Raw genomic sequence first — 25,402 nt, forward strand, 5'->3', positions numbered from 1 at the left:
GCGTGGCGTCAGCGACGGCGCACGCGACGGTTGATCTCGGCTTCACGTTCGGGATCCACCCACCAGGCATCCAGGTCCATGCCGTACTTGGGGTAGGGTTCCGGCCAGTCGAACTTGTCCCATACCGCGATGCGTGTCTCGCCGGAATGGTAGTGGGGGATCATCGCGAACTGCCACAGCAGCACCCGGTCCAGGGCGCGGGTCAGGGTGTTGAGGGTCTCGCGGCTGTCGGCGCGGATCAACTGCTCGACCAGCGCGTCGACCACCGGGTGCTGTAGACCCATCAGGTTGCGGCTCTGGGGCACCTCGGCGACCGCGCTGGTCCAGAAGTCACGCTGTTCGTTACCCGGGTTGTTGGATTGCGGGAAGTGCGCGGTGGTCATGTCGAAGTCGAAGCTGCGCAGCCGGTTGAGGTACTGGTTGATATCGACGATGCGAATCGATGACTGCACGCCGAGGCGCGCCATATTGCGCAGCATCGGCTGCACCACCCGCTCGAGGCCGCTATCGTAGAGTAGTACCTCGATGCTCAACGGGCGGCCGGTCTCGGTATGGCGCAGTACGCCATCCTCGACCTCGTAGCCGGCCTCGCGCAGCAGGTCGAGGGCCACGCGCAGGCGCTCACGAAGATCATCCGGGTGCTCAATGGGGACCGGCTCCTCGAACAAGCGCTCAGGCAGTTGATCCCGGAACGGCTCGAGCAGCTCGAGTTCGGCGTCGCTGGGCAAGCCCTCGGCGGCCATCTCGGAATTCTGGAAGAAGCTCTCGGTACGCTTGTAGGTGTCATAGAAGATATTGGCGTTGAGCCACGGGAAATCGAAGGTCAGCGATAGCGCCTCTCTCACCCTTGGATCAGAGAACTTGTCGCGCCGCAGGTTGAAGACGAAAGCCTGCATCACCGAAGGATTGACGTCGGGAATCGCCAGGCGCTTGACCAGGCCATCGCGATAGGCCGGGAAGTCGTAGCCAATCGCCCAGGTGGCAGCGCGGGCATCGGTACGATAGTCCATCACTCCGGCCTTGAAGGCCTCCCAAGCGATGTCGCGGTCGCGGTAGTAGTCGTAGACCAGGCGGTCGATGTTATAGCGTCCGCGATTGACCGGCAGGTCGCGGCCCCAGTAGTCATCGTCGCGTACGTAGGTGATGCTGCGCCCGGGCTGAACCTCGCCGATGCGGTAGGGGCCGGAGCCCGGATGACGCTCGAGGGTCGGGGCGCTGAAGTCGCGGCTTTCCCAGTAGTGTTTGGGCAGCACCGGGAGCTGGCCGATGATCAACGGCAGCTCGCGGGAGTCGTTGCTGGCGAACTCGAAGCGCACGGTGTGGTCGTCGAGGGCCTCGACGCTCTGCACCTCGGCGTAGTAACCGCTGTAGAAGGGATTGCCCTGCTCGATCAGCAGCTCGAAGCTGAAGGCCACGTCGTGGGCGGTAACCGGTTCGCCGTCGTGGAAGCGCGCCTCGCGGCGGATGTCGAACTCTATCCAATGACGCTCGGGGTCGAGGCGAATGCCTTCGGCGAGCAGGCCGTAGAGGCTGAACGGCTCATTGGGGTTGGCTTCCAGCAGGGTGTCGTAGATCTGCGAGATGCCGATCGCAGCGGTGCCGCGGATGATGAAGGGGTTGGTCGAGTCAAAGCTCGAGCCGACCGCCGCCCGGGTCATGCTGCCACCCTTGGGTGCCTCGGGGTTGACGTGGGGAAAATGGCTGAAGTCGGCGGGTAGCGCGGGCTCGTCGTAGAGTGCCAGGCCGTGGACGGTGGGTACCTCGTCGGCCTCGGTGGCGGCGCCTGGCAGGTCGCCAGACTCGGCGTCCAATGGTGCGGTGGAGGCGTCGCTGGGCGGTGGCGAATCCGCCGCAGCCCCGGGCAGCTCGGCGCTGGCCAGAGGAGCGAAACCCAGTGCAACGGCACACAGGGCGGTCAGCAGCCACGGACGTAGAGTGGGGTGACGAGGTAGGGCGATCGACATCGAGACATCCTTGGACATTTCGCACGACGGGCGCGGCATCGCCGCGACCGCCAGCATGGCAGTAGCATAACGCAAAGGTGTCAGTCGTTCGGCGTTTTGACAACTCTCTTGGTCCAACGCCTTTCAACCCTGATCGGGTCGCCACCAAGGAGGGGCTTAGTTGGCGGCCAGAGTGCTCTGGGGAACCTGTAGAGTCTGGCCTGCACGGATCACGTCGCCGTTGAGGGCGTTGTAGTCGCGCAGCTCGGCGACGCTGGTACCGAAGCGCGAGGCAATCGTCGAGAGGCTGTCGCCGTTGCGCACCACGTACTGTTGCCAGCCCGCGGGGCCGTCGCCCGGGGCGATGCTGTCGAGGCCGGCGACCAGGTCGTCATAGCGATCGACGGGCACCAGCAGCACTGCCATGTGGTTGGGCGAGATGGTGCCCTGGAGAAGACCGGGATTGAGCGCCTGGAGCTCGTCGCGGCTGATCTTGGCGAGTTCGGCGGCGCGGGCGAGGTCGACGGGTTGCTCGATCTCGACCTTGGCGAAGACCGGAGTGTCCTCGATCTCCGGCAGCTCGACGGCGTAGCGCTCGGGATCATCGATGATGGTGGCGATGGCCAGCAGCTTGGGCACGTAGTTCATGGTCTCGCTGGGCAGACGCAGGTGCCAGTAGTCGTCTGGCTCGCCGCGGGCGGCAGCGGCACGACGCGCGTTATTGACGGTGCCGGCGCCGGCGTTATAGGCCGCCATGGAGAGCTCCAGGTCGCCTTCGTACCACTCCTCGGCCTGCTGTTCGAGGTAGTCCAGTGCCGCGCGGGTCGAGGCAACCACGTCGAGGCGGCCATCATAGGCACCGTTACGTGACAGACCGAGGGCATCGCCGGTGCCGGGCATGAACTGCCACAGCCCGCTGGCCCCGCGATGACTGCGAGCCGCAGGGTCGAAGGAGCTCTCGACGAACGGAATCAGGGCCAGCTCGCCAGGCAGGTCGCGGGCCTCGATTTGCTCGGTGATCCAGTGCAACCAGGGCCGCGCCCGCTCGGTGATCTCGGCGATGTTCTCGGGGCTCGAGCGGTAGTGCTCGATCCACTCGTCGACGCGCGGATCGTTCCGTGCGTCCTGCCAGGCGAAGCTGTCGCGCAGGCGTGCCCAGGCATCCTGAGGGCTGGCAGGCTTGAGTGCCAGGGCGTGCCAGAAGTTGAGCTGAGATGACGTCGGCGCCGAGAAGCCACGTGGGATATCGTCGACACGATACTCCGCGGCCGCACCTGCGGCGCTCAGGGTGATGGTGATACACAGCAGACTACCCGCCAGGCCCATGGCCAGGCGGCGCGTCGTTCGGTAGGTCATGTTGGGTGTTCCTCTGGGGCGCTGATGACGGCGTCCATAAGCATCAGAAGTTGTCTTTCCAAGCGCGCAGGGTGGCGAAGGTGGCCAGCGGAGAATCCGTTTCTCCGTGATGCGCTGCGGTGGCTTGCAGGGCTGGCTCGCCACTGCGCAGGAAGGGATTGATGTCGCGCTCGGTGCCGAGGTGAGAGGGTAGCGTTGGGCGATGCTGGTCGCGCAGCGCCTGGCACTGGGCAATCACCTCGTCGAGTCGGGGGTTGTCGGGGTCGGCGGCCTTGGCGAAGCGCAGGTTGGCCAGGGTGTACTCGTGGGCGGCGAAGACCAGACTGTCATCGGGCAGTTCGGCGAGCCGCTTGAGCGAGGCGTACATCTGCTCGGGGCTGCCTTCGAAGAGTCGTCCGCAGCCGCCGAAGAACAGGGTGTCGCCACAGAACAGCAGCGCCGGGATGCCGGCGGCAAAGTAGCTGATGTGGTCGAGGGTGTGTCCCGGGGTGGCGATGACCTCGAAGCGGCGTCCGAGCACGCTGCACTGGTCGCCGTCGGCCAGCACGTTGTCGACGCCGTCGATGTCGGGAGGACCGTAGACATGGGGGCGATAGCGCTGCTTGAGCTCGCCCAGGCCGCCGGTATGATCGTGATGATGGTGGGTGATCAGTATGGCATCGAGGGTCAGCGCTTCGCGCTCGATGAGTTCGATCACCGGGGCGGCGTCGCCGGGATCGACGACCACGATGCGCTTGGCGTCGCTCTGGCGCATTAACCAGATATAGTTGTCGCTCAACGCCGGAATTGGTGTCACGCTCAGCATTGGTCACTGTCCTCGGTGGCGGTCGGTCATCGCTGACTTAACCCGTCAGGCAGCCCACGTTATAGTCATGAAACGTGCAGGAAATTCCGCTAATCGAGCGCTGCCTCGGTGCAGGATCGCTACAAAACCCGCTACTCTGGAGGTAACCCCTGGCGCTGTCAAATTCGGATATAACGATATTGTTGGCGCAGCTAGTGCGTGACGGCCGCCGCTACTGGTCGTCGCCGGACGGTCGGGCCCACTGGCAGGCCGAACGCGCCTGCATCGGGCCGGTCTGCGAAGCGCTGTTCGGACAGCATAGTCTGGAGCTGGGCATGGGCCCGCCGCTGTGCGACATGTCGCCGATCCATCATGCGCTGCGCTGGTCGCCGACCCGCGAGCTGGCCGAGCAGCCGCAGACGCTGGTGTGCCTGCCGCATGCGCTGCCGTTGCCGGATGCCGCGCTGCAGCTGGTGGTGGTGCATCACCTGCTGGAGGTGGTGGCCGAGCCGCACCATGTGCTGCAGGAGGCGGCTCGGGTCACCGCCGACGGCGGCGAGCTGATCATCTTCGGCTGGGACCCGGTCGGCGTGTCGGGCTTGTCGCGGCTGCTGTCGCGGCGCCGTGAGCAGTTGCCGTGGCGCGGCCATTGGCGCACCCCCGGGCGGCTGCGCGACTGGTTGGCGTTTGTCGATTTCGAGATCGAGCGGGTAGACTACTGCGGCTTTCATCTGCCGGGCAGCCTGCCACGCAATGCCACCCTCGAGACCCTGGGGCGGCGCCACAATGTGCCGCTCGGCGATACCTTCATGATCCGCGCGCGGCGCCACTTGCAGCGAGCCCAGATCCAGCGTCCACGGCTCTCGCTAAAGGATGCCCTGGGCGGTGCCTCGCTGGGCCACGCGACCCGGGTCGGCCGACACGCCAACAGGAAAACGCCCCTTGAGTGATACTGCACTGCCCAGCGTAACCATCTATACCGACGGCGCCTGCCGCGGCAATCCTGGTCCCGGCGGCTGGGGCGCGCTGTTGATCAGCGGCGACCATGAAAAACCGCTCAACGGCTTCGAAGCCAGGACCACCAACAACCGCATGGAGCTGATGGCGGCGATCATGGCGCTGCGCGAGCTCAAGCGCGAATGTCGCGTTGCGCTGTGGACCGACTCCGAGTATCTGCGCAAGGGCATCACCGAGTGGATCCACGGCTGGCAGAAGCGTGGCTGGAAGACCGCCGCCAAGCAGCCGGTCAAGAACGCCGAGCTGTGGCGCGAGCTACTGGCGGAAACTCAGCGTCACCGCATCGAGTGGCACTGGGTCAAGGGCCATAGCGGCCATCCGGGCAACGAGCGCGCCGATGAGCTGGCCAACCAGGCCATCGATGCCAATAGCGCCGGCTGAACGCTGCCCGCCAACCATCTGAGAGGACCGTATGCGTCAGATCATTCTGGATACCGAAACCACCGGTATCGATCCCAAGGAAGGCCATCGGCTGATCGAGATCGGTGCGGTGGAGATGGTCAATCGCCGTTTTACCGGCAATACCTACCACCAGTACATCAACCCCCAGCGCGAGATCGAGCTCGAGGCGGTGGAGATACACGGCATTACCAATGAGCGGGTCGCCAACGAACCGCTGTTTGCCGAGATCGCCGATGACTTCTGGGCCTTTATCGCCGGCGCCGAGCTGGTGATCCACAACGCTGCCTTCGACGTGGGCTTCATCGACCATGAGCTGAGCATGCTCAACGCTCAGCGTGGTACACCCAAGCTGGGTCCGGTGGCCGACCACTGCGCGATCCTCGATACCCTCAAGATGGCGCGGGACCTGCACCCGGGGCAGCGCAACAATCTCGACGCGCTGTGCAAGCGCTACGAGATCGACAACGCACAGCGCGTGCTGCACGGCGCTCTGCTCGACGCCGAGATCCTCGCCGAGGTCTATCTGGCGATGACCGGCGGCCAGACGGCCCTGAGCCTCGATGCTTCCAGCACGAGCGGCGATAGCGGCACGGCGAGTGGTGCGGTGGGGATCCGGCGGCTGTCGTCGGAGCGTCCACGCTTGGCCACCGTGGCGCCCAGTGAGGTGGAGCTGGCGGCGCATTTCACCAAGCTCGAGTCGATTCGTCAGGCTGCCGGCGAGTGTGCCTGGGATTCGCTCAGCGGCTGGCCGGCCACGCCACCGGAGCATGGCTGATGTTGCGTCGTGAGCTGCCTCGCGGTGCATCCAGCGGATATCTGCTGTGGGTGGCCCAGGGGCAGGTTGCAGAAGGCGAAGGTGGCACGCCGCTACTCGCCGCCCAGGCCTGGCGCGAAAGCGACCTGCCGTTGGGCTACTGGCACGACGTGCCGGTAGCCCTGCGCCTCGGTGAAGCGCCTGACCCGCAGCACACCTGGCATGCCGGGCGCGAGTGGCTGGCACGGCTACCCGAAGGCTGGTTTGCGCTGCTCTCGACCGCGCTGCAGGTGGCCAATTGGTGGCGTGATCATCGCTTCTGCGGGCGCTGCGGGAGTCCCTCGCGGCATCTTTCCCATGAATTTGCGATGCACTGCGACAGCTGTGGTCATCGCAACTATCCGCGCATCTCGCCGTGCATCATCACCCTGGTGACCCACGGCGATGCCATGCTGCTGGCGCGCAGTCCACGCTATCCGGTGGGGCGCTATTCGACACTTGCTGGGTTCATAGAGCCTGGGGAGTCCGCCGAGGAGGCGGTGCGCCGCGAGGTGCTGGAGGAGGTCGGGGTCAGCGTCGGGCGGATCAGCTACTACCGCAGCCAGGCGTGGCCGTTCCCGCATGCGCTGATGCTGGGCTATTTCGCCGAGGCGGCCAGCCGGCGGATTCGCATCGATGAGCATGAGATCGCCGATGCGGCCTGGTTTTCGCCGCGGCGCTTGCCGCAGCTGCCGCCGCACTACTCGATCTCGCGGGCGCTGATCGAGTCGCACCTGCGGGCGGTTGCCAGGGGCGACGGCTGACCCCGCCGGCGGTGGGCTCGAGACGCTCAGCGGTTGGGGAACAGGCTGGTGAGCTTGGTGGCCAGCATGACGTTGCCGGTGGCCTTGAGCTTGCCGGTCATGAATGCGGTCATGCCATTGATCTCGCCGTTCATCACGCCCTTGAGGGTGTCGGTGGTCATGGCTAGTGTCACCGAAGGGTCGTCGTGCTCGCCCTGCTGGACGTCGAGGCTGCCATCCTTGACCACCAGGTAATAGTCGTCGGCATCGCTGAAGTTGAACTGGAAGATATCGTCCATGCCTGCCGCGGCGTTGGCGTCGAAGCGTTGTTGGAGCTTGTCGATGATGGGGTTGTCCATGTGGGTGTCCTGTGCTGAACGTGCGCGAGTAAGTGGTGCTGCGGAGAGTCCGGCAGCTATCATGAGCGTATTTAAAACGATCGTTTAAGGCAAGTGCCGCGGCCATGCTCGGATGGTCGCCCAGACTAACGATAAAGTCACAATGGCCGCTCGTACCAGCACTTTGACGAGGCCAGCAGATTTGATTGAGGAGAGTGTCTTGAGCGACGGGATTGGCGACATCTTACTATTCGTACTCCAGTGGCTGGTGCTGCTGGGTATCGTGGCGGCGTTGGTGGTGGCCGGGGTGGCGCTGCTGGGGCGGGCGCGGCAGACCGGCAGCGAGCGCAGTCGCCAACTGCGCATCGATGAGCTCAACGGTCGCTATCGGTCGCGCCGCCAGCGCCTGCAGCTGGCCCGCTTGGCGCCAACTGATCGCAAGCGCTCGATGAAGACGTGGCGTCGCGAGGAGAAGCAGCGTCGCAAGCATGGCGAGCAGGCGCTGACCGGCAGCGTCTGGGTGATCGAGTTTCATGGCGATATCAGAGCCTCGGCCACGCCGCGTCTGGCCGAGGAGGTCTCGGCGCTGCTGGCGGTGGCCGAGGCGGGCGACGAGGTGGTGGTGTTGCTGGAGTCTGCGGGCGGCCTGGTACACGCTTACGGTCTGGCGGCGGCCCAGCTCGATCGCCTGCGCGATGCGGGCATCGCCACGACGGTATGTGTCGACAAGGTGGCGGCCAGCGGCGGCTACATGATGGCGTGTACCGCCCAGCGGTTGCGGGTCGCGCCCTTTGCCGTGCTGGGCTCGATCGGCGTGGTGGCCCAGTTGCCCAACGTACACCGGCTTCTCAAGCGCCACGATATCGATGTCGACGTGATGACCGCGGGGCGTTACAAGCGCACCCTGACGGTGTTCGGCGAGAATACCGAGGAGGGGCGCGAGAAGTTTATCGAGGATCTCGAAGGCATCCATGGTCTGTTCAAGGAGTATGTGGCGGCGCGTCGGCCGCAGCTCGACATCGAGGCGGTGGCCACCGGCGAGATCTGGTACGGCAGTGAGGCAGTGCAGAATGGGCTGGCCGATGAGGTGGGTACCAGCGAAGCCTATCTGTTCGAGCGCATGGCCGAGGCCAGGGTGTTCAAGGTCAGTCTCGAGGCGCGTCGAGGACTGGGAGAACGCCTGGGGCTTGCCGTCTCGCAGGGCGTCGAGCGCGGCGTCGAACGCACCCTGGAGGCGCTCGACGCCAGTCGTTGGCTGCGGCGTTGAGCTTGGTGGCGGTTCAGCCGCGATGCGATTCAGTTGCGATACAAAGCGGCGAGGGTATCGATGACACGCCGGGCGTGATCGCCGTGCAGTGAATAATATATCGTCTGCGATGCGCGTCGGGTGCTGACCATGTTCTCGCGGCGCAGGATCGCCAGGTGCTGCGATAGCGCCGACTGGCTTAGGCTGAGCTTGCCATTGAGCTCGGAGACCGAGAGCTCGCTGTCATCGAGCAGGCAAAGAATGCGTAGTCGGTTCTCGTTGGCCATGGCCTTGAGCAGGCCAGTGGCATCGGCAAGGGTCGAGTCGCCGGCATCGAGCAGCTGGGCGGCGGCGTGGCGAGTGCTCATGGTCATCTCTCCTTATAGGTAGAATCTTGTTGTAGTGCTGGACGACACCGGAATCAGCGCTATCTAATCATTTAGTAAATGTTTAAGCGCTTCGCCACTCCTTCGGCAACAATAAGTTAACGCTGAATCAATGTTTCTTTGTAATCTGTTGGTTCTATTGCGTTTCTATCGTGTTATTGTCAACAATTGTGCGCGGCCTTGGCCTAATAGCCGATGGTATGAGAGAAATGCACGCGATTAGCTTCTAGAGTGTCAACAATTCGTTGCCAGCCCCGGGAGCTCCCATGAGTCGCTATTCCTCCGTCTATCGCCACGCCATCGACCAGCCCGCCCAGTTCTGGGGCGAGCAGGCCCAGCGTATCCCATGGTTCACCCCACCCACCACGCTGCTCGACTATGACGCTCAGGGGCATGCCCGCTGGTTCGTCGATGGCGAGATGAACACCTGCTATGCGGCGCTCGATCACCATGTTGAGAATGGTCGTGGCGACCAGCCGGCGGTGCTGTGGGACTCGCCGGTCACCGCCAGCAAGGCGCGCTACAGCTATCGCGAGATGCGCGATGAGGTGGCGCGGTTGGCCGGGGCGCTTGCGGGGCTTGGCGTCAGCAAGGGGGATCGGGTGGTGATCTACATGCCGATGGTGCCCGAGGCGTTGATGGCGATGTACGCCTGTGCGCGACTGGGGGCGGTGCACTCGGTGGTGTTTGGCGGGTTCGCCCCACACGAACTGGCAGTGCGCATCGATGACGCCGAGCCCAAGGTGGTGCTGGCCGCTTCCTGCGGCGTCGAGGTCGACCGGGTGATCGCCTACAAGCCGATTCTCGATGCGGCACTCGCGCTCAGCGAACATCGCCCCGAGGCCTGCGTGATTCTGCAGCGCGACGTGGGCGAGGCCGAGCTGGGGGCGCTGGATCATGACTGGCGCACGCTGGTGGCCAATGCCGCGCCGGCCGACTGTGTACCGGTCAAGGCCAGCGATCCGCTGTATATCCTCTATACCTCGGGTACCACCGGCAAACCCAAGGGCGTGGTACGCGACAACGGCGGCCATGCGGTGGCGCTGCACTACTCGATGGAGGTGGTCTACGGCATGCAGCCCGGCGAGGTGTTCTGCTCGGCCTCGGATGTCGGCTGGGTGGTGGGGCACTCCTATATCGTCTACGCCCCGCTGCTGGCCGGCTGCACCACCCTGGTCTATGAGGGCAAGCCGGTGCGTACGCCGGATAGCGGAGCATTCTGGCGGCTGATCGAGGAGTATCGGGTCAAAGTCTTCTTTGCCGCACCCACGGCGTTTCGCGCGATCAAGAAGGAGGACCCGGAAGGGCGTTGGCTGGCGCGTCATGACGTCTCTTCGCTGCGCACCCTGTTCCTGGCCGGCGAGCGCCTCGACCCGCCGACCTTCCACTGGCTCGAAGGCCTGCTCGAGGTGCCGGTGGTCGACCACTGGTGGCAGACCGAGACCGGCTGGCCGATCGCTGCCAACCTGCAGGGCCTGGCGCCGATGCCTACCAAGGCCGGCTCGGCGACCTATCCGGTGCCGGGATTCGACGTGCGGGTCCTCGACCCCGAAGGCGAGCCGGCTGGGGTGGGTGAGCAGGGCGCGGTGGTGATTCGCCAGCCGCTGCCGCCGGGCTGCCTGACTGGCGTGTGGCACGATCCGCAGCGCTTCCACAGCGCCTATATGGCGGCCTTCCCCGGCTACTACCTGACCGGCGACGGCGGCTATTTCGATGCCGACGGCTACTTGTTCATCATGGGCCGCACCGATGACGTCATCAACGTTGCCGGCCACCGCCTCTCCACCGGCGAGATGGAAGAAGTGGTGGGTGCCCACCCGGCCGTCGCCGAGTGTGCCGTAATCGGTATCCACGATGCGCTCAAGGGCCAGGTGCCGGTAGGGCTGGTGATTCCCAAGGACGGCTTCGATGGCGATGAGGCGGCCCTCGAACAGGCCCTTGTCGCGCGAGTCCGCGAGCAGATCGGTCCGATTGCCTGCTTCCAGCAGGTGCTGGTGGTGCCGCGTCTGCCCAAGACCCGCTCGGGCAAGATCCTGCGCAAGCTGTTGCGCACCATCGCCGACGGCGAACGCTTCGGGATACCGTCGACCATCGATGATCCCGGCAGCCTCGAGGATGTGCACGCGGCGATGTGCGAGCGCGAGCTGGGCCAGGCCAGCCAGGCGCGCCAGGGCTGACCGCGCCGCCGTCAACCGGTATACTAGGGACATAGACGACGCCACGCCCTGCGTGGCGTCGTGCCGTTCCATGAGGGTTCCCTCACCCCTCGATCACAAAAAGGTGCTGCATGTTCCATCTCTCCCCGCGCCAGGCCCGGCGCTGCCTACTGGCGCTGGTCAGTTTTCATGTGTTGGTGATTGCCGCCAGCAACTACCTGGTTCAACTGCCGTTTACGCTATTCGGCTTGCATACCACCTGGGGTGCGTTCAGCTTTCCATTCATCTTCCTCGCCACCGACCTCACCGTGCGGCTGTTCGGCAAGGCCCAGGCGCGGGCCACCATCACTCGCGTAATGGTGCCGGCGCTGCTGATCTCTTACCTGGTATCGGTGATCTTTCCCCGCGGCAGCTTCGCTGGCCTCGAGGGTCTCGGCGAGTGGAACCTGTTCGTGGCGCGCATCGCCCTGGCCAGCTTCATGGCCTACGTACTCGGCCAGCTGCTGGATATTCATGTCTTCGATCGCCTGCGCCATCTCAAGGCGTGGTGGGTGGCGCCGGCGATCTCCACGCTGTTCGGCAACCTGGCCGATACCATGGCGTTTTTCTCGATCGCCTTCTACCACAGCCCCGACCCCTTCATGGCCGCCAACTGGCTGGAGATTGCCTGGGTCGACTACGTCATCAAGCTGGCCATCAGTCTGCTGTTCTTCCTGCCGCTGTATGGGCTGCTGCTGGCCTGGCTGAGCCGCCGGCTGGTCGACTGGACCGGCCACCGCGACCTCGCACCGAGCGCCGCTGGCGAGGTTCGTTAGCCGGCGCCCAATGATTCCAAGGAGAGCCCATGAGCGTTGAATTGCACGCAGTCGATACCGGCGGAGACGGTATCCCGCTGGTGGTGGTGCACGGCCTGATGGGGAGTGCCGATAACTGGCGCTCCCACGTCAAGCAGTGGCAGCGCAAGCGTCGCGTGGTGGCGGTGGATCTGCGCAATCACGGACGCTCGCCGCACGCCGCGGGGATGCGCTATGCCGAGATGGCCGACGACCTGCTGGCCTGCCTCGACCGACTGGGCATTCAGCGCTGCCATCTGCTTGGCCACTCGATGGGCGGCAAGGTGGTCATGACGCTGGCACGACGGGCCCCCGAGCGAGTGGTCTCGCTGATCGTCGCCGACATTGCGGCGGTGCGCTATGGCCACGGTCACGATGCCATCTTTGCAGCCATGCATCACGTCGAGGCGCATGCGCCGAGTAATCGCCGCGATGTCGATGCACTGCTCGCCGAGCACGTCGAGGACAAGGGTACGCGACTGTTCCTGGCCACCAACCTGGCGCGTGGCGAAGACGGGCGCATGGGCTGGCGGCTGGGCCTCGAGCACATCGAGGCGGCCTATGAGGCGATCCGCGACGTGCCGGACGGCGAGGGTGCCTACCCGGGGCCGGCGTTGGTGCTGCGCGGAGGGCGCTCGGACTACGTCAGCGATGCCATGCTGCCGGGGCTGCGCGAACTGCTACCCCGCGCCGAGGTGGTGACCCTCGATGCAGGCCACTGGCTGCATGCCGAGCGGCCCAGCGACTTTCAGGCGGCGGTCAACGACTTCATAGCGGCCGTCGAGGGCTAAGCAGGCGCTTAGTCCGGCGGGCGAACCTCGAAGCATTGACTGTCGCCGCCGCGGTCACGGCGCGTGGAGGTCTACGGCCAGGCGTTCGAGCGGGTGGCGGCTGGCGATATGACCTCGCTCGTAGAGATAGTTCTGTAGCGTCGCATAGCGCTTGGCATCCAGTGCGGACGGACGCAGCGCCAGGCGGCGCAGGGTGTCCGGCCAGGCACGCTGGTTGATGGCGGTGGCAAGCGTGGGGTAGTGGCCGGTGATCAGCTCCCAGGCGTCGTCGGGATGATTGAGGGCCCACTCGGTGGCATCTTCCAGGGCATTGAGCAGGCGCTTGATCTCACTGCGTTGGCTGGCCAGGGTGTTGCGATTGGCCATCAGGATCAGGCCGTCGTGGCGCGGGATGCCGTAGGCCTCGACGCTGAAGCCACGTACTCTGAGACCTTCTTCGTCGAGATGGTGGGGCAGGACGTGGCGCAATGGCGCGATCAGCGCATCGACGCGTCCCTCGAGCAGTGCCTGGGCGGGACTGAAGTTGACGTAGTCGAGGACCAGGTCGTCGAGGCCGATGTCGTACTGGTCGAGCATGCCCGAGAGTATTGGCGACAGGCTGTCGTCGAGGGCGTAGCCGATGCGCTTGCCGGCGAGGTCGGCGAGTGTATCGATGTCGCCCTCGGCCGCCACGATGAGGCTGCTCAGTGGCGTGGGTATCAGGCTTGCGACGCGCACCAGCGGCAGTTTCTGGTCGACCAGCATGTGCAGCTGGGCTTGGCGGCCCAGCGCCAGGTCGGCGCGCGCCGCGGCGAGCAGCTTGGGCGGCAGGCTAGGGTCGGCGGGTACGTTGAGGGTGACGTCCAGCCCATAACGCGTGAAGTCGCCGCGCGCTTGCGCAACCAGCAGCGCGGCATGCTGGGGGCTCAGGTACCAGTCGAGCACGATACGCAGCTCGTCGAGGGGGGGCGGGTCGATGGGCTCGGGATTGCGCAGTGTGATCGACGGCACCGACTCATCGAGCGGTGCCGGCTCGGGGCGTGGAAAGACCTCGAACAGGATCGGGTGCTGGGCTGCAAAGGGCAGGGCCGCCGGGTCGATAAAGGGGATTGGGTTGCGCTGGCTGGCGGGCAGTGCCTCCTCGCCGATTTGCGTTACTGGCTCGAGTATCGCGGCCGGAGTATCGGCACCATCCTGGTCATCGCCCAGGGCGACCGTCGGGAAACCAAGGGTCACGGCGATAGCGGCGAGCAGTACCCACCAGGCCTTGCGATTGCGCAGGGTCGTCATCCAGGTCTCCAGCGGCGAGTCGAAGGCCGGCGACGAGGCCGGCCAGCAAGATTGTATCCTTGAGTGACGGCTGATGCCTAGCCACTAGCTCGGCAGAGTTTGTACAAGCTATTGAAAGTGTAGGACTATCGCCTTGCCTAATCGCCGTCGCGCAGGCGCTGTGGCATACTCGAATAACCTTTCGCTCGCGTACGCAGGCCATGGATAGCATCAATTCTCTCTTTCTGCTCAGCGGCTTCTTGATTGCCCTGAGCATTCTGGCCAGCCGTCTGTCGTCGCTGTTTGGCCTGCCGCTGCTGATCATCTTTCTGGGGCTGGGCATGCTGGCCGGCGAGGAGGGTCTGCTCGGCATTCAGTTCGACGACTATTCGCTGGCGTTTCTGATCGGCCACCTGGCACTGGCGATGATTCTGCTCGACGGCGGCCTGCGTACGCGGCTCAAGACCTTTCGCGTCGGCTTCAAGCCGGCGTTGTCGCTGGCCACGCTGGGGGTGTTTCTGACCAGCGGCATCATCGGCTTGCTGGCCATGTGGGTGTTCGACCTGACTCTGACGCAAGGGTTGCTGGTGGGGGCCATCGTCGGTTCCACCGATGCCGCGGCAGTGTTCTCGATGCTCAGCGGCCGCGGGATCAATCTCAATGAGCGCGTCGGGGCGACGCTGGAGATCGAGTCGGGTACCAACGACCCCATGGCGATCTTCCTGACCATCATGTTGGTCGAGCTGCTGGTGGGTGATATTGGCGGCATCACCCAGACGCTGCTGTTTCTGATCGAGCAGTTCGGCTTCGGTCTGGCGATTGGTCTCGGTGGTGGCTGGCTGATTGCCAAGCTGCTGCGCTCCCTCGACCTGGCCCCAGGACTCTACTCGCTGCTGGCACTGGCGCTGGGCTTCTGCGTATTCGGCTTGACCAGCGTACTGGGTGGCAGTGGCTTCCTGGCCATCTACCTGTGCGGCTTGATGATCGGCAATCGCCCAGGGCGCCACCTCAATTTCATCCTGCCGGTGCACGATGGGCTGGCCTGGCTGAGCCAGATTGGCCTGTTCCTGGTGTTGGGGCTGCTGGTCACCCCCAGCGATCTGCTCGAGTATGCACTGCCGGCCTCGCTGGTGGGGCTGGCGTTGATCTTCGTGGCGCGGCCGCTGGCGGTGCTGATCTGCATCAAGCCGTTCTTCAAGTTCCGCTGGCGCGAGATCGGCTTTATCTCATGGGTAGGGTTGCGCGGTGCGGTGCCGATCGTGCTGGCGATTTTTCCGGTGATCGGCGGGGTAGAGAATGCCTCGCTGTACTTCAACGTGGCCTTCGCAGTGGTGCTGATGTCACTGTTGATCCAGGGCGGCACGATTTCGCTGATGGCGAGCTGGATGAAGGTCGAGGTGCCGCTGGGGGTGACGCCCAATCGGCGTGGGCCGCTTGGAGTGTTGCCGGAGAATGATTACGAGATGTTCGTTTATCATGTCGACAACGAAGACCTCGATGACGTGCCGATCCGCCTGCTGCGCTTCCCCTCCGGAGCGCTGATCTCGGCGCTGTTTCGCCAGCACGCCATGCTTCACCCCAAGGGCAGTACCCGCCTGATGCTCGGCGACGTGGTCTGTGTGATCGGCCGCACCGGTGACCTGCCGGCCCTCAACCGCTTGTTCAACGGCGATGCCAAGCTCAAGCGCGAGCGGGCCTTTTTCGGCACCTTCACCCTCGACGCCGATGCCCTGATGAGCGATGTGGCAGCGGCCTATGGCTTGACCTTGAGTCCCGGTGAGCAGGAGATGACGCTCGGCGAGTTCGTGTCGCTGCGGGTCGGCGGCCACCCGGTGGTGGGCGATGACGTTGGCTGGCACGGCTTTCACTGGGTGGTGAGCGAGATGGAGGGTAATCGCATCACCAAGGTCGGTCTGCGGCTCTATCAATAACCACTGATGGCAAACAAGCCCTTGACCTGCGGTGAGAAACTGGTAATATTCTGCGCCGTGAGCCGGAGGGATGGCAGAGCGGTTGAATGCACCGGTCTTGAAAACCGGCAAGGGTGAAAGCCCTTCCAGGGTTCGAATCCCTGTCCCTCCGCCACTCACGATCGGAGCGTGGCGCAGCTTGGTAGCGCGCTGCAATGGGGTTGCAGAGGTCGCAGGTTCGAATCCTGTCGCTCCGACCAGATGGATTCAGATAAACCGCCACTCACGGGTCATGCCGGGTGGCGGTTTTTCGTTGTGCGGGTGTCAGCGTGGCCCGCGATGGCGGGTCAAGTGCAGCGCTGCGGCCAGCACCATCAGCGCCAGGCCGACGAAGGCTACCGGGTTGTAGGTGGCCCAGCCGTATACCCCGAGTAGGGTGCCAATCACCAATATTGCCCAGCGTGTCGTCTTGACGGTCATCATGTCTCCTCGGTTGGCGGTGCGTGATGGGCGTGGCGCGCTCCGGCGCCTATGCTGCATGTTGCACGTCGCGCACTTGCATTACCATTGTTCGATGGATGCCAGTGATACCGCCTCCAATCATCATCGCGCCTGCTCCGGGAGTGCTGCCATGCCGTTGATCGTGGGAATGAGTCTGCTGCTGGGTTGTCAGTTCATCGGCGAGCTGCTGGCCAGAGGCCTGGCGGTGCCGGTCCCCGGCCCGGTGCTGGGCATGCTGGTACTGCTGCTGGCGCTGATGATCCACGGTCGTGTGCCATCGGCGCTGCGCCACAGCGGCGAAGGTCTGCTGCGCTATTTGACGCTGCTGTTCGTGCCCGCCGGGGTAGGGGTGATGGTGCATGCGCAGCTGATCATGGCCGACCTATGGGTGATCGGTGTGACGCTGGTGGTGTCCACGGCGTTGACCCTGGCCGTGACGGCCAAGGTCATGAGCTGGCTCAGCCAGCGCCGGCTGCGTCGCGGCACTGGCGCATGAACATCGTTGCCCTCGATCAGCTGTGGGTCTACCTCTCCGGCCATCCGCTGGTGTCGCTGCTGGCCACGCTGGTGGCCTTCATTACCGCCAGCTGGCTCAATCGCAAGATGGGTGGGACGCCGCTGTTGCACCCGGTGATTCTCAGTATCGCGCTATTGATCGGTTTCCTGCTGCTCGCCGGCATCGACTACTCGACCTACTTCGAAGGCGCCCAGTTCATTCATTTCCTGCTGGGGCCAGCCACGGTGGCACTGGCGATCCCGCTGTATGATCATCTCGAGCGAGTGCGTGCAATGCTGATGCCGATCCTGCTCGCCTGCTGCGCGGGTATCGTCACTGCGGTGGGCTCGACGATCGGCCTGGCGGCATTGATGGGGGCGGCGCCGGAGACATTGCTGAGCCTGGCACCACGCTCGGTGACGTCGCCGATTGCCATGGGGATCGCCGAACAGGTCGGCGGTATTCCGTCGTTGGCGGCGGGGCTGGTACTGCTGACGGGGTCAGTGGGCTGTGCACTTGGGCCGTGGATCTTGCGTCTGATGCGCATCGAGGATCCCAGCGTGCAGGGCTTTACCATGGGGCTCGCCGCACACGGTTTTGGCACCGCCCACTGCTTTGCCTCGATGGGCGCCATGGCCGGAGCCTTCGCTGGCCTGGGCATGGCGCTGACAGGACTGCTGACGGCCTTTCTGCTGCCCTTGATGACCACGCTGTTAGGGTTGTGAGCGCGGCCTCACAGCTCTTCCCAGAGCTGTCGGCGGAACTCGTGTGAGAGCTCGGTGACCTTGTCGAGGCGTGCCAGGCTGGCCTCGGTCACCTCGTTCATGATCTCCTCATAGCAATCGCCCAGTGCGCTGTCGCTGTGCAGTCGGTCGGGGTCGAGCATGCATTCGCCGATACGCAGGTTGGCGTTGAGGCAGGCGAGCATGAAGGTGGTTTCGCTCTCGATTATCTGATCCATGGCCTTGAGCCACTGTAGCTGCAGGCGCGCCACCGGGGCGTTAGTAGCCAGCCACTGTTCGAGCCATAGCTGAGTCAGCGGCGTAGTGGTTGAAGGTGGGTGCTTGGTCGTCGGTGTCATGCTGGCCTCCCGGTAGCATGGGGTATCCTGAGCAGTATAGTCTGCCGGGGGGCGGCGACGAGTGGCGGATGCTGCGATGCGCCATTTTGCTGATGCGGGTCAAATTCGGCATCGAACTTTAGTCGTGAGGAGAGGCTATGTGGAGGGTTATCAAATCGGTACTGGCAGCGTTTTTCGGCGTTCAGAAAGAGCGCCAGCGCCAGCACGACTTCGAGCACGGCAAGCCGGGAGCCTTTATTCTGGTGGGCTTGCTGATGGGGGTGGTGTTCGTGGTGGTGATTGCGGCACTCGCCATCTACCTGGCCGGTTGAGGTCGTCAGCCGCTGTCAGCGTTGAGGGGCGGGGGTTGCCTTTCGACGGCAGATGCTCTTCTATATCGCGACAAGACACACCTAATATTGCACGTCGGTTGCGCCGCCGGTATGAGCAAAAACAAGTAAGGAGGAGCCAATGCGCAAGTTGCTCGCATTGATCACGGGTGGGGGATCGCTCTTGGGGGGCGCATCGCTGGCTCAGGCCAATGGCTGGAACATGCCCGTCGGGGTGACCGATCTCAGCACCGAGATCTTTTCGCTGCACATGACGATCTTCTGGATCTGTGTGGTCATCGGTGTGGTGGTGTTTGGTGTGATGTTCTACTCGCTGTTCAAGTTCCGTCGCTCCAAGGGTGCCAAGTCGTCGCACTTCCACGAGAACACCACCGTCGAGGTGATCTGGACGGCGGTGCCGCTGCTGATCCTGGTGGGCATGGCCGTGCCGGCCACCGCCACGCTGCAGAAGATGTACGACGCTTCGGATGCCGAGCTGGACGTGATGATTACCGGCCAGCAGTGGCGCTGGCGCTATGAGTATCTCGGTGAGGATGTCGCCTTCAACTCCAACATGAGTACGCCGCGTGCTCAGATTGCCGGCGACGAGGAGCGCGGCGAGCACTATCTGCTCGAGGTCGATGAGCCGCTGGTGCTGCCGATCAACCGCAAGGTGCGCTTCCTGCTGACCGCCGATGACGTCATTCACTCCTGGTGGGTGCCGGATTTCGCCGTCAAGCAGGACACCATTCCCGGCTTCATCAACGAGAACTGGGTGCGCATCAACGAGCCGGGCATCTACCGCGGCCAGTGTGCCGAGCTGTGCGGCATGGATCACGGCTTCATGCCGATCGTGGTGCACGCCATGGAAGAGGATGACTTCGATGACTGGCTTGCTGAGCGCAAAGAGGCCGCCGAAGCCGAGGCCATGGGCGTCGACCGCGAATGGGAAATGGCCGAGCTGATGGAGCGTGGCGAGCAGGTTTACGGCTCGATCTGTGCGTCCTGTCACCAGGCCGATGGCGGCGGTTCACCGCCCGCCTTCCCGGCACTAGCCGGCAACCAGGAGCTGATCGGTGACGTCGACTGGCATGTCGATGTGGTGCTCAACGGCGTATCGGGTACGGCGATGCCGGCATTCCGTAGCAACCTCAACCCGGTCGAGCTGGCTGCGGTGGTGACCTACAGCCGCAATGCCTGGGGCAACGACACCGGCGATGCGGTGCAGCCCGCAGAGATCGTCGAGCTACTCGAATAGACGATCACCCAAACGTCTCTCTGCCACCAGACAACGATAACGGAGATGTGCGATGGCTCCCAAATTGCCGCCCCATCACAGTTTGCAACACTCGAGCACGACCGCCACGGCCGGCGGTCAGGTGCACGACGATCATGACCATCACCCCCAGCCGCGCGGCATCATGCGCTGGCTGCTGACCACCAATCACAAGGAGATCGGTAGCCTCTATCTGATCTTCTCGCTGATTATGTTCTTCGTCGGCGGGATCTTCGCGCTGGTGGTGCGCGCCGAGCTGTTCCAGCCGGGGCTGAACCTGATCAATCCCGAGTTCTTCAACCAGATGACCACCATGCACGGCCTGATCATGGTCTTTGCGGCGGTCATGCCGGCCTTTACCGGGCTTGCCAACTGGATGATTCCGCTGCAGATCGGCGCCCCCGACATGGCCCTGCCGCGTCTCAACAACTTCAGTTTCTGGTTGCTGCCGGTGGCCTTCATCCTGCTGCTATCGACGCTGTTGATGCCGGGCGGGGGACCCAACTTCGGCTGGACCTTCTATGCGCCGCTGTCGACCACCTATGCGCCGCCGTCGACCACCTTCTTCATCCTGTCGCTGCACATCGCCGGGGTCAGTTCTATCCTGGGCGCCATCAACATCGTTGCCACCATCCTCAACATGCGTGCGCCGGGCATGCGCATGATGGATATGCCGCTGTTCGTATGGACCTGGTTGATCACCGCCTTCCTGTTGATCGCAGTGATGCCGGTGCTGGCCGGGGTGATCACCATGATGCTGATGGACATCAACTTCGGTACCAGCTTCTTCGATGCCGCCGGCGGCGGTGACCCGGTGCTCTTCCAGCATCTGTTCTGGTTCTTCGGGCATCCCGAGGTCTACATCATGATCCTGCCGGCCTTCGGTATCGTCTCGGCGATCATTCCCTGTTTCGCCCGCAAGCGGCTGTTCGGCTATGCCTCGATGGTCTATGCCACGGCGTCGATCGCGGTGCTCTCTTTCCTGGTCTGGGCACACCATATGTTCGTGGTGGGGCTGCCGCTGGCCGCCGAGCTGTTCTTCATGTACACCACCATGCTGATCGCGGTGCCCACCGGGGTGAAGGTGTTCAACTGGATCACCACGCTGTTCCGTGGCTCGATCACCTTCGAGGTACCGATGCTGTTTGCGCTGGCCTTCGTGGTGCTATTCACCATCGGCGGCTTCTCCGGGCTGATGCTGGCCATTGCCCCGGCCGACTTCCAGTACCACGATACCTACTTCGTGGTGGCGCACTTCCACTACGTGCTGGTACCCGGGGCAGTGTTCTCGATCATGGCGGCGGTCTACTTCTGGCTGCCTAAGTGGACGGGGCACTATCCCAGCGAAATCCTCGGCAAGTGGCACTTCTGGCTGTCGGTGATCGGCGTCAACCTGACCTTCTTCCCGATGCACTTCTCGGGGCTGGCCGGCATGCCGCGGCGGATTCCGGACTATGCGCTGCAGTTCGCCGACTTCAACCTGGTGTCGAGCCTGGGGGCCTTCCTGTTCGGTTTCTCCCAGCTAATCTTCGTATGGGTGATCATCAAGTGCGTGCGCGGTGGCGTCAAAGCCCCGGCCAAGGCCTGGGATGGGGCGGAAGACCTCGAGTGGACCGTGCCCAGTCCGGCGCCGCTGCACACCTTCGAAACGCCGCCGGACTTCAAGCCGGTACAGCACTGAACGCCTTGACGCCTGCCAGTTATTACAGCGGCAGGCATAAGGAGAGTCGGCATGATGAATCCAGTTCAACGTACGGTATTCCGCAGTGTCCTGGTGTTGATCGGGATGTTCGCCTTCGCCTTTGCGCTGGTACCGCTCTATGACGTCTTTTGTCGCATTACCGGGGTCAACGGCAAGGTCGACGAGCGTGCCCAGTCACTGATCAGCGAGGAGGTCGATCAGTCACGCTGGGTGACGGTACAGTTCATTACCCGTTCGGGCTCGGGCTTGCCGTGGATACTCGATGTCGAACAGCGCCAGGTCAGGGTGCATCCTGGTCAGCCTACCGAGATCGACTTCGTTTTTACCAATCGGAGTGGGGTCGCTCAATCGGGGCGCGCAGTGCCCAGTGTCTCTCCGTCGCGGGCATCGCGTCATCTGCGCAAGGTGAACTGTTTCTGTTTCGAAGAGCAGCGCCTCGAGGCCGGCGAGCGCATCGAGCTGCCGCTGGTGTTTCAGTTGACCCGCGACCTGCCGGAAGACGTCAATACCGTGACGCTGGTCTATACGCTGTACCCGGTGGACGAGGACAAAGCACAATTACAGGCGCAGGCAGCGCCGGCACCAGGAGGTGATGCATGAGTGGTGGCAGTTACTACGTACCCGCAACCAGCAAGTGGCCGGTGCTGGGCTCGCTAGCGCTGGGTGTGATGATGATCGGCGCCGGCATGTCGCTGGTACATGGCAATGGCACCATCGTCATGTCACTGGGGCTGATTGGCGTGCTGACAGTCATGGCGCTGTGGTTCCGCGATGTCGTGATGGAATCGCGCCAGGGGCTCTATGACGCCCAGATGGACCGCTCCTTCCGCCAGGGCATGGGCTGGTTCATCTTTTCCGAGGTGATGTTCTTTGCCGCCTTCTTCGGCGCGTTGTTCTATATTCGCGTGTTTGCGTTGCCGTGGCTCGACGGCGAGGGGGCCAAGGGCGTGGCGGCATTGTTGTGGCCCGACTTCTCGGCGACCTGGCCGTTGATGAGCCCGCCGGACCCCAGCGTCAGCGGGCCGCGCGAGGTGATGAATCCGTGGCAGCTGCCGCTGGTCAACACCCTGATCCTGGTGGCCTCGAGCATAACCCTGACCATTGCCCACGAGGGGCTCAAGGAGGGGAATCGCGCCGCCTGTCGCAATTGGCTGATCGCCACACTGCTGCTGGGCTTCGTGTTCGTCGTGATTCAGGGCGTCGAGTACTATCAGGCGGTGACTCACTACGGGATCACCCTCCAGGCAGGTATCTACGGCGCCACCTTCTTCATGTTGACGGGCTTTCACGGCTTGCACGTGATAATCGGTGTTACCATCCTGGCGGTGATGTTCGTGAGGATTCAGCGCGGTCACTTTGGCGGTCACGACCATTTCGGCTTCGAGGCATCGTGCTGGTACTGGCACTTCGTCGACGCGGTGTGGATCGGTCTGTTCCTGTTCGTCTACGTGTTCTGAGAAATGCGCTGAGCTGTCACCGGGCCCGGCACTTGCTGCCGGGCCTTCGCGTGATGGGGCGATGCTCAGGCCAGGTCGCCGATGTAAAAACCGTAGCCGAGTAGTACGATCAACAGGCCGGCCATCGAGACGCGTAGCTTCAGCGACGTCAATAGTCGTCGCGAACTGCCATGGTCGCGCAGCAGGAAGCCGGCACCCGCCGCCAGACTGGCGAGCATGGTAAGAAATGTCAGGGCGATCAACGCTTTCAGCATGGGATACTCCGTGAGTCATCAGATGCCCAGTTCAAGCAAGCCGGTGCAACATGTCAAGCGCTTATGGTGGTGGTGGTTGGCCTGGAGCCTGCTGGTCGCCCTGGGTATCGCCCTCGGCATGTGGCAGTGGGAGCGCGCCGCCGACAAGCGCGACTACCTGCAGCGCCTGGCCGATGCGCCGCAGTTGGTGGCCCCCCAGGAGACTCCGCCGGAAGGATCACGCATTACCCTGCGCGGCGAGTTCCTCGCCGACCAGACCTACTTTCTCGACAATCGCGTGGTCGAGGGGCAGGTGGGGGTGGCGGCGCTCACTCCGCTGCGTGGCGATGACGGCCGGCTGTGGCTGATCCAGCGCGGTTTCGTGCCCACGGCAGGCAGCCGGGTCGATCCCGATATCGATACGCCACAGGGAACGGTGACATTGAGCGGGCAGTGGCAGCCGGCCGGTGAGACCGTGCTGCTGTTCGGCCCCAACCAGGAGGGGCGGCGGCTGCAGCGCCTGGCGTTGCAGCCGTGGCAGGCTGCGCTGGGCGATTTTGCACATCCTGGCTGGGTGCACTTGCAGCAGGGGCCGGGGCTGTTTACGCCCTGGTGGCAACCCAGTGTGATGCCGCCCAGCCGCCATACCGGCTATGCCGTCCAATGGTGGGGGTTGGCATTGGCGGCGCTTGCGGTAATGCTGATAGGAGGGCGGCGCCTGGGACGCGATCTGCGTGAATCCCGCGACGCCTCGACAACGATAGTGCGGGAGCGGGAGCCATGAGCCCACTGAACAGACAACGAATGAAACTGCTGGCCTTGATCATGCTGTTTGCCGTGCCGCTGGTCAGCGCCTGGGTGATGGTCGAGTTTCGTATCGGGATTCCCGATGAACGCACCGCGCATGGTGAGCTCAATCCCGATGTGCCGCGGCTTGCAGATTGGCCGCTGGTTGAGCCGCGTCCGGCCATTGATCGTGGCGATTGGGTACTGGCCTTCGACTGTGTGGGTGGCTGCGAGGCCGATGCCGATCAGTGGTGGCGCCTGCATCGTGCGCTGGGGCGCGAGGCGCCACGCGTCACGCGGCTGCGCCTTGGCCCCGCCGAGTCTGCTCTACCCGGGGAGGTGCTGGGTGAGTGGCAGGAGCCCCCTGGGTGGCGCGATGGCGGCCAGCTGTGGCTGCTCGATCCCCAGGGGCAAGCGGTGCTGAGCTACTCGGCGGGGGTCGATCCGCAGGACGTGCTGGCTGATGTCAATCATCTGCTGCGCATGAACAGTGACCCGGCAACCGCGCCGAGCGATACATGAGGGTGACAAGGTAATGGATGGCGCGATGGAGAAACGGCAAGCGCGGCTCAGGTTACTACGACGCCTGAGCCTGATGGGGGTGGTGTTCACCACGCTGGTGATCCTGGTCGGGGTGTGGACGCGGTTGGTCGATGCCGGGCTGGGGTGTCCGGACTGGCCGGGATGCTATGGCCGGCTGGTGGTGCCTGATGCCGATACCGCCTCGTTGCACTCTCCGGATGCCCCGCTCGAGACCTTCAAGGCGTGGGTGGAGATGGTGCATCGCTATATCGCCTCGGCGCTCGGCCTGCTGGTGCTGGCGCTGGTGGCGCTGGCACTACCGCTGCGGCGGTTGGCAGGATTTCCCTGGCGGCTGACGCTTGTGCTGCTGGTGGTGATCATCGTGCAGGGCGCCTTCGGTGCCTTCACCGTGACGCTCCAGCTATGGCCACAGGTGGTCACTCTGCATCTGCTTGGCGGGCTCACGGTGATGTTGCTGTTTCTATGGCTGCATCTGCGCCTGCGCCAAGCCAGCGTCGAGGATGTGCGTCAGCCGCGGGTCAAGCGGCGCATGTCACCGCTATGGGCGCTGGTGGCTGCCCTGCTGGTGGGGCAGTTGGCGCTGGGGGGCTGGACCTCGAGCAACTACGCGGGAATTGCCTGTCAGGGTTTTCCGACCTGCAACGGTGAGTGGTGGCCGGACATGGACTGGAGTGACGGCTTCCACCTCACCCAGACCGTGGGACCCAATTATCTGCATGGCCAACTGCATGCCGATGCCCGTGCCGCCATCCACTATGGCCATCGCCTTGGGGCGCTGGCGCTGGGGGTGGGGTTGCTGCTGCTAGCCGTGGCACACTGGTCGCGGCGCAGGATGCGGCCGTGGATGCTGGGAGTCCTCGGCAGCTATGCGCTACAGGTGGCGCTGGGCATCGCCAATGTATTGCTGTGGCTGCCGCTCAGCCTGGCGCTTGTGCATACGGCGGGCGCCGTACTATTAATAGTGGTGTTGACGCTCGCCTACTGGCAGGCGAGCCTGACGCGCTCCCACGAGTCGGGAAACAAGCAAGTGGATAACGGTAAGGAGTGGGCGCATGCGTAATGCCGCGATCGAG

The 25,402-nt window shown here is 64.0% G+C and carries 28 protein-coding genes and 2 tRNA genes; 21 read left to right on the forward strand and 9 right to left on the reverse strand.

What is annotated here, in order from left to right; all coding sequences use genetic code 11:
• Positions 1 to 8 precede the first annotated feature (8 nt).
• From CK498_RS01735 to gloB, 3 genes are all read right to left on the reverse strand, one after another.
• Positions 9 to 1,964 carry an extracellular solute-binding protein gene (locus CK498_RS01735; protein ID WP_095619129.1) on the reverse strand — a complete coding sequence of 652 codons (1,956 nt, stop codon included), beginning with the start codon at positions 1,962 to 1,964 and terminating at the stop codon, positions 9 to 11.
• A gap of 156 nt (positions 1,965 to 2,120) precedes the next feature.
• The gene (locus tag CK498_RS01740; RefSeq protein ID WP_095619130.1) at positions 2,121 to 3,299 is read right to left on the reverse strand and encodes a transglycosylase SLT domain-containing protein; all 1,179 of its coding nucleotides are present in this window, start codon (positions 3,297 to 3,299) and stop codon (positions 2,121 to 2,123) included.
• 43 nt (positions 3,300 to 3,342) lie between these two features.
• Entirely contained in the window at positions 3,343 to 4,104 is a 762-nt protein-coding gene (gene gloB / locus CK498_RS01745) for a hydroxyacylglutathione hydrolase (RefSeq protein ID WP_095619131.1), read from the reverse strand.
• A 179-nt stretch (positions 4,105 to 4,283) separates the two neighbouring features.
• Here gloB and CK498_RS01750 point away from each other — a divergent pair, with 179 nt between their 5' ends.
• Genes CK498_RS01750 through nudC form a run of 4 tightly spaced genes read left to right on the forward strand, consistent with a single transcriptional unit; the run spans position 4,284 to position 7,059 of the window.
• Complete coding sequence (locus tag CK498_RS01750; RefSeq protein ID WP_324615488.1) at positions 4,284 to 5,033, forward strand: methyltransferase domain-containing protein; 750 nt, start codon at positions 4,284 to 4,286, stop codon at positions 5,031 to 5,033.
• Positions 5,026 to 5,481: a ribonuclease HI gene (rnhA, locus tag CK498_RS01755; protein ID WP_229358924.1), complete on the forward strand. Its 456-nt coding sequence runs from the start codon at positions 5,026 to 5,028 to the stop codon at positions 5,479 to 5,481. The genes CK498_RS01750 and rnhA overlap by 8 nt, the downstream gene beginning before the upstream one ends.
• A gap of 31 nt (positions 5,482 to 5,512) precedes the next feature.
• Positions 5,513 to 6,277, forward strand: a complete 765-nt coding sequence (dnaQ, locus tag CK498_RS01760) for a DNA polymerase III subunit epsilon (protein ID WP_095619133.1) — start codon at positions 5,513 to 5,515, stop codon at positions 6,275 to 6,277.
• On the forward strand, positions 6,277 to 7,059 hold the full coding sequence (gene nudC, locus CK498_RS01765; RefSeq protein WP_095619134.1) for an NAD(+) diphosphatase: 783 nt from the start codon (positions 6,277 to 6,279) through the stop codon (positions 7,057 to 7,059). Before dnaQ ends, nudC begins: the two co-directional genes overlap by 1 nt.
• Before the next feature lie 26 nt (positions 7,060 to 7,085).
• On the opposite strand, the gene CK498_RS01770 is transcribed toward nudC, so the two are convergent.
• Entirely contained in the window at positions 7,086 to 7,397 is a 312-nt protein-coding gene (locus CK498_RS01770) for an SCP2 sterol-binding domain-containing protein (RefSeq protein WP_095619135.1), read from the reverse strand.
• Positions 7,398 to 7,596: 199 nt separating this feature from the next.
• Between CK498_RS01770 and sohB the strand changes: the two genes are divergently transcribed.
• Entirely contained in the window at positions 7,597 to 8,643 is a 1,047-nt protein-coding gene (gene sohB / locus CK498_RS01775) for a protease SohB (RefSeq protein WP_095619136.1), read from the forward strand.
• Positions 8,644 to 8,672: 29 nt separating this feature from the next.
• Here sohB and CK498_RS01780 read toward each other — a convergent pair whose 3' ends face one another.
• On the reverse strand, positions 8,673 to 8,990 hold the full coding sequence (locus tag CK498_RS01780) for an ArsR/SmtB family transcription factor (RefSeq protein ID WP_407645816.1): 318 nt from the start codon (positions 8,988 to 8,990) through the stop codon (positions 8,673 to 8,675).
• A 284-nt stretch (positions 8,991 to 9,274) separates the two neighbouring features.
• Here CK498_RS01780 and CK498_RS01785 point away from each other — a divergent pair, with 284 nt between their 5' ends.
• The 3 genes from CK498_RS01785 (at position 9,275) to CK498_RS01795 (ending at position 12,788) form a co-directional block, all read left to right on the forward strand.
• Complete coding sequence (locus tag CK498_RS01785) at positions 9,275 to 11,185, forward strand: propionyl-CoA synthetase (protein ID WP_095619138.1); 1,911 nt, start codon at positions 9,275 to 9,277, stop codon at positions 11,183 to 11,185.
• Positions 11,186 to 11,295: 110 nt separating this feature from the next.
• Complete coding sequence (locus CK498_RS01790) at positions 11,296 to 11,979, forward strand: 7-cyano-7-deazaguanine/7-aminomethyl-7-deazaguanine transporter (RefSeq protein ID WP_095619139.1); 684 nt, start codon at positions 11,296 to 11,298, stop codon at positions 11,977 to 11,979.
• Positions 11,980 to 12,008: 29 nt separating this feature from the next.
• Entirely contained in the window at positions 12,009 to 12,788 is a 780-nt protein-coding gene (locus tag CK498_RS01795) for an alpha/beta fold hydrolase (RefSeq protein ID WP_095619140.1), read from the forward strand.
• Positions 12,789 to 12,842: 54 nt separating this feature from the next.
• Here the strand turns inward: CK498_RS01795 and CK498_RS01800 are convergent, their stop codons facing one another.
• Positions 12,843 to 14,057 (reverse strand): ABC transporter substrate-binding protein, encoded by a 1,215-nt coding sequence (locus CK498_RS01800; protein ID WP_095619141.1) that lies wholly within the window; start codon positions 14,055 to 14,057, stop codon positions 12,843 to 12,845.
• 200 nt (positions 14,058 to 14,257) lie between these two features.
• Between CK498_RS01800 and CK498_RS01805 the strand changes: the two genes are divergently transcribed.
• The 3 genes from CK498_RS01805 (at position 14,258) to CK498_RS01815 (ending at position 16,206) form a co-directional block, all read left to right on the forward strand.
• Positions 14,258 to 15,967, forward strand: a complete 1,710-nt coding sequence (locus CK498_RS01805) for a potassium/proton antiporter (RefSeq protein ID WP_095619142.1) — start codon at positions 14,258 to 14,260, stop codon at positions 15,965 to 15,967.
• Positions 15,968 to 16,031: 64 nt separating this feature from the next.
• Positions 16,032 to 16,121 (forward strand) — tRNA-Ser (locus CK498_RS01810).
• A gap of 8 nt (positions 16,122 to 16,129) precedes the next feature.
• Positions 16,130 to 16,206 (forward strand) — tRNA-Pro (locus tag CK498_RS01815).
• A gap of 64 nt (positions 16,207 to 16,270) precedes the next feature.
• On the opposite strand, the gene CK498_RS26080 is transcribed toward CK498_RS01815, so the two are convergent.
• Positions 16,271 to 16,426 carry a hypothetical protein gene (locus tag CK498_RS26080; protein ID WP_176475686.1) on the reverse strand — a complete coding sequence of 52 codons (156 nt, stop codon included), beginning with the start codon at positions 16,424 to 16,426 and terminating at the stop codon, positions 16,271 to 16,273.
• 151 nt (positions 16,427 to 16,577) lie between these two features.
• Here CK498_RS26080 and CK498_RS01820 point away from each other — a divergent pair, with 151 nt between their 5' ends.
• On the forward strand, positions 16,578 to 16,943 hold the full coding sequence (locus CK498_RS01820) for a CidA/LrgA family protein (protein WP_095619143.1): 366 nt from the start codon (positions 16,578 to 16,580) through the stop codon (positions 16,941 to 16,943).
• Entirely contained in the window at positions 16,940 to 17,668 is a 729-nt protein-coding gene (locus CK498_RS01825; RefSeq protein WP_095619144.1) for an LrgB family protein, read from the forward strand. Before CK498_RS01820 ends, CK498_RS01825 begins: the two co-directional genes overlap by 4 nt.
• A gap of 8 nt (positions 17,669 to 17,676) precedes the next feature.
• On the opposite strand, the gene CK498_RS01830 is transcribed toward CK498_RS01825, so the two are convergent.
• Complete coding sequence (locus CK498_RS01830) at positions 17,677 to 18,024, reverse strand: hypothetical protein (protein ID WP_095619145.1); 348 nt, start codon at positions 18,022 to 18,024, stop codon at positions 17,677 to 17,679.
• Positions 18,025 to 18,161: 137 nt separating this feature from the next.
• On the opposite strand from CK498_RS01830, the gene CK498_RS01835 reads away from it, so the two are divergent.
• The 5 genes from CK498_RS01835 (at position 18,162) to CK498_RS01855 (ending at position 22,767) form a co-directional block, all read left to right on the forward strand.
• Positions 18,162 to 18,335: a DUF2970 domain-containing protein gene (locus CK498_RS01835; protein ID WP_095619146.1), complete on the forward strand. Its 174-nt coding sequence runs from the start codon at positions 18,162 to 18,164 to the stop codon at positions 18,333 to 18,335.
• Between the two features lie 139 nt (positions 18,336 to 18,474).
• Positions 18,475 to 19,590, forward strand: a complete 1,116-nt coding sequence (coxB, locus tag CK498_RS01840; protein WP_095619147.1) for a cytochrome c oxidase subunit II — start codon at positions 18,475 to 18,477, stop codon at positions 19,588 to 19,590.
• Between the two features lie 52 nt (positions 19,591 to 19,642).
• Positions 19,643 to 21,289 (forward strand): cytochrome c oxidase subunit I, encoded by a 1,647-nt coding sequence (gene ctaD, locus CK498_RS01845; protein ID WP_095619148.1) that lies wholly within the window; start codon positions 19,643 to 19,645, stop codon positions 21,287 to 21,289.
• A gap of 54 nt (positions 21,290 to 21,343) precedes the next feature.
• Positions 21,344 to 21,910, forward strand: coding sequence for a cytochrome c oxidase assembly protein (locus tag CK498_RS01850; RefSeq protein WP_095619565.1), 567 nt, complete (start codon positions 21,344 to 21,346; stop codon positions 21,908 to 21,910).
• Positions 21,907 to 22,767: a cytochrome c oxidase subunit 3 gene (locus tag CK498_RS01855; RefSeq protein ID WP_095619149.1), complete on the forward strand. Its 861-nt coding sequence runs from the start codon at positions 21,907 to 21,909 to the stop codon at positions 22,765 to 22,767. The genes CK498_RS01850 and CK498_RS01855 overlap by 4 nt, the downstream gene beginning before the upstream one ends.
• Before the next feature lie 65 nt (positions 22,768 to 22,832).
• Here the strand turns inward: CK498_RS01855 and CK498_RS01860 are convergent, their stop codons facing one another.
• Positions 22,833 to 23,021: a DUF2909 family protein gene (locus tag CK498_RS01860; protein WP_095619150.1), complete on the reverse strand. Its 189-nt coding sequence runs from the start codon at positions 23,019 to 23,021 to the stop codon at positions 22,833 to 22,835.
• A gap of 22 nt (positions 23,022 to 23,043) precedes the next feature.
• Here CK498_RS01860 and CK498_RS01865 point away from each other — a divergent pair, with 22 nt between their 5' ends.
• From CK498_RS01865 to CK498_RS01875, 3 genes are read left to right on the forward strand one after another with little or no spacing between them, the layout of a single operon-like run.
• On the forward strand, positions 23,044 to 23,784 hold the full coding sequence (locus CK498_RS01865) for an SURF1 family protein (protein ID WP_229358925.1): 741 nt from the start codon (positions 23,044 to 23,046) through the stop codon (positions 23,782 to 23,784).
• A complete protein-coding gene (locus CK498_RS01870) occupies positions 23,781 to 24,308 on the forward strand; it encodes a hypothetical protein (protein ID WP_095619152.1) in 528 nt (175 codons plus the stop codon). Before CK498_RS01865 ends, CK498_RS01870 begins: the two co-directional genes overlap by 4 nt.
• Positions 24,309 to 24,333: 25 nt before the next feature.
• The gene (locus tag CK498_RS01875; protein ID WP_229358926.1) at positions 24,334 to 25,389 is read left to right on the forward strand and encodes a COX15/CtaA family protein; all 1,056 of its coding nucleotides are present in this window, start codon (positions 24,334 to 24,336) and stop codon (positions 25,387 to 25,389) included.
• Positions 25,390 to 25,402: the final 13 nt, after the last annotated feature.

This window comes from Halomonas salipaludis (assembly GCF_002286975.1).
GTDB lineage: Bacteria > Pseudomonadota > Gammaproteobacteria > Pseudomonadales > Halomonadaceae > Franzmannia > Franzmannia salipaludis.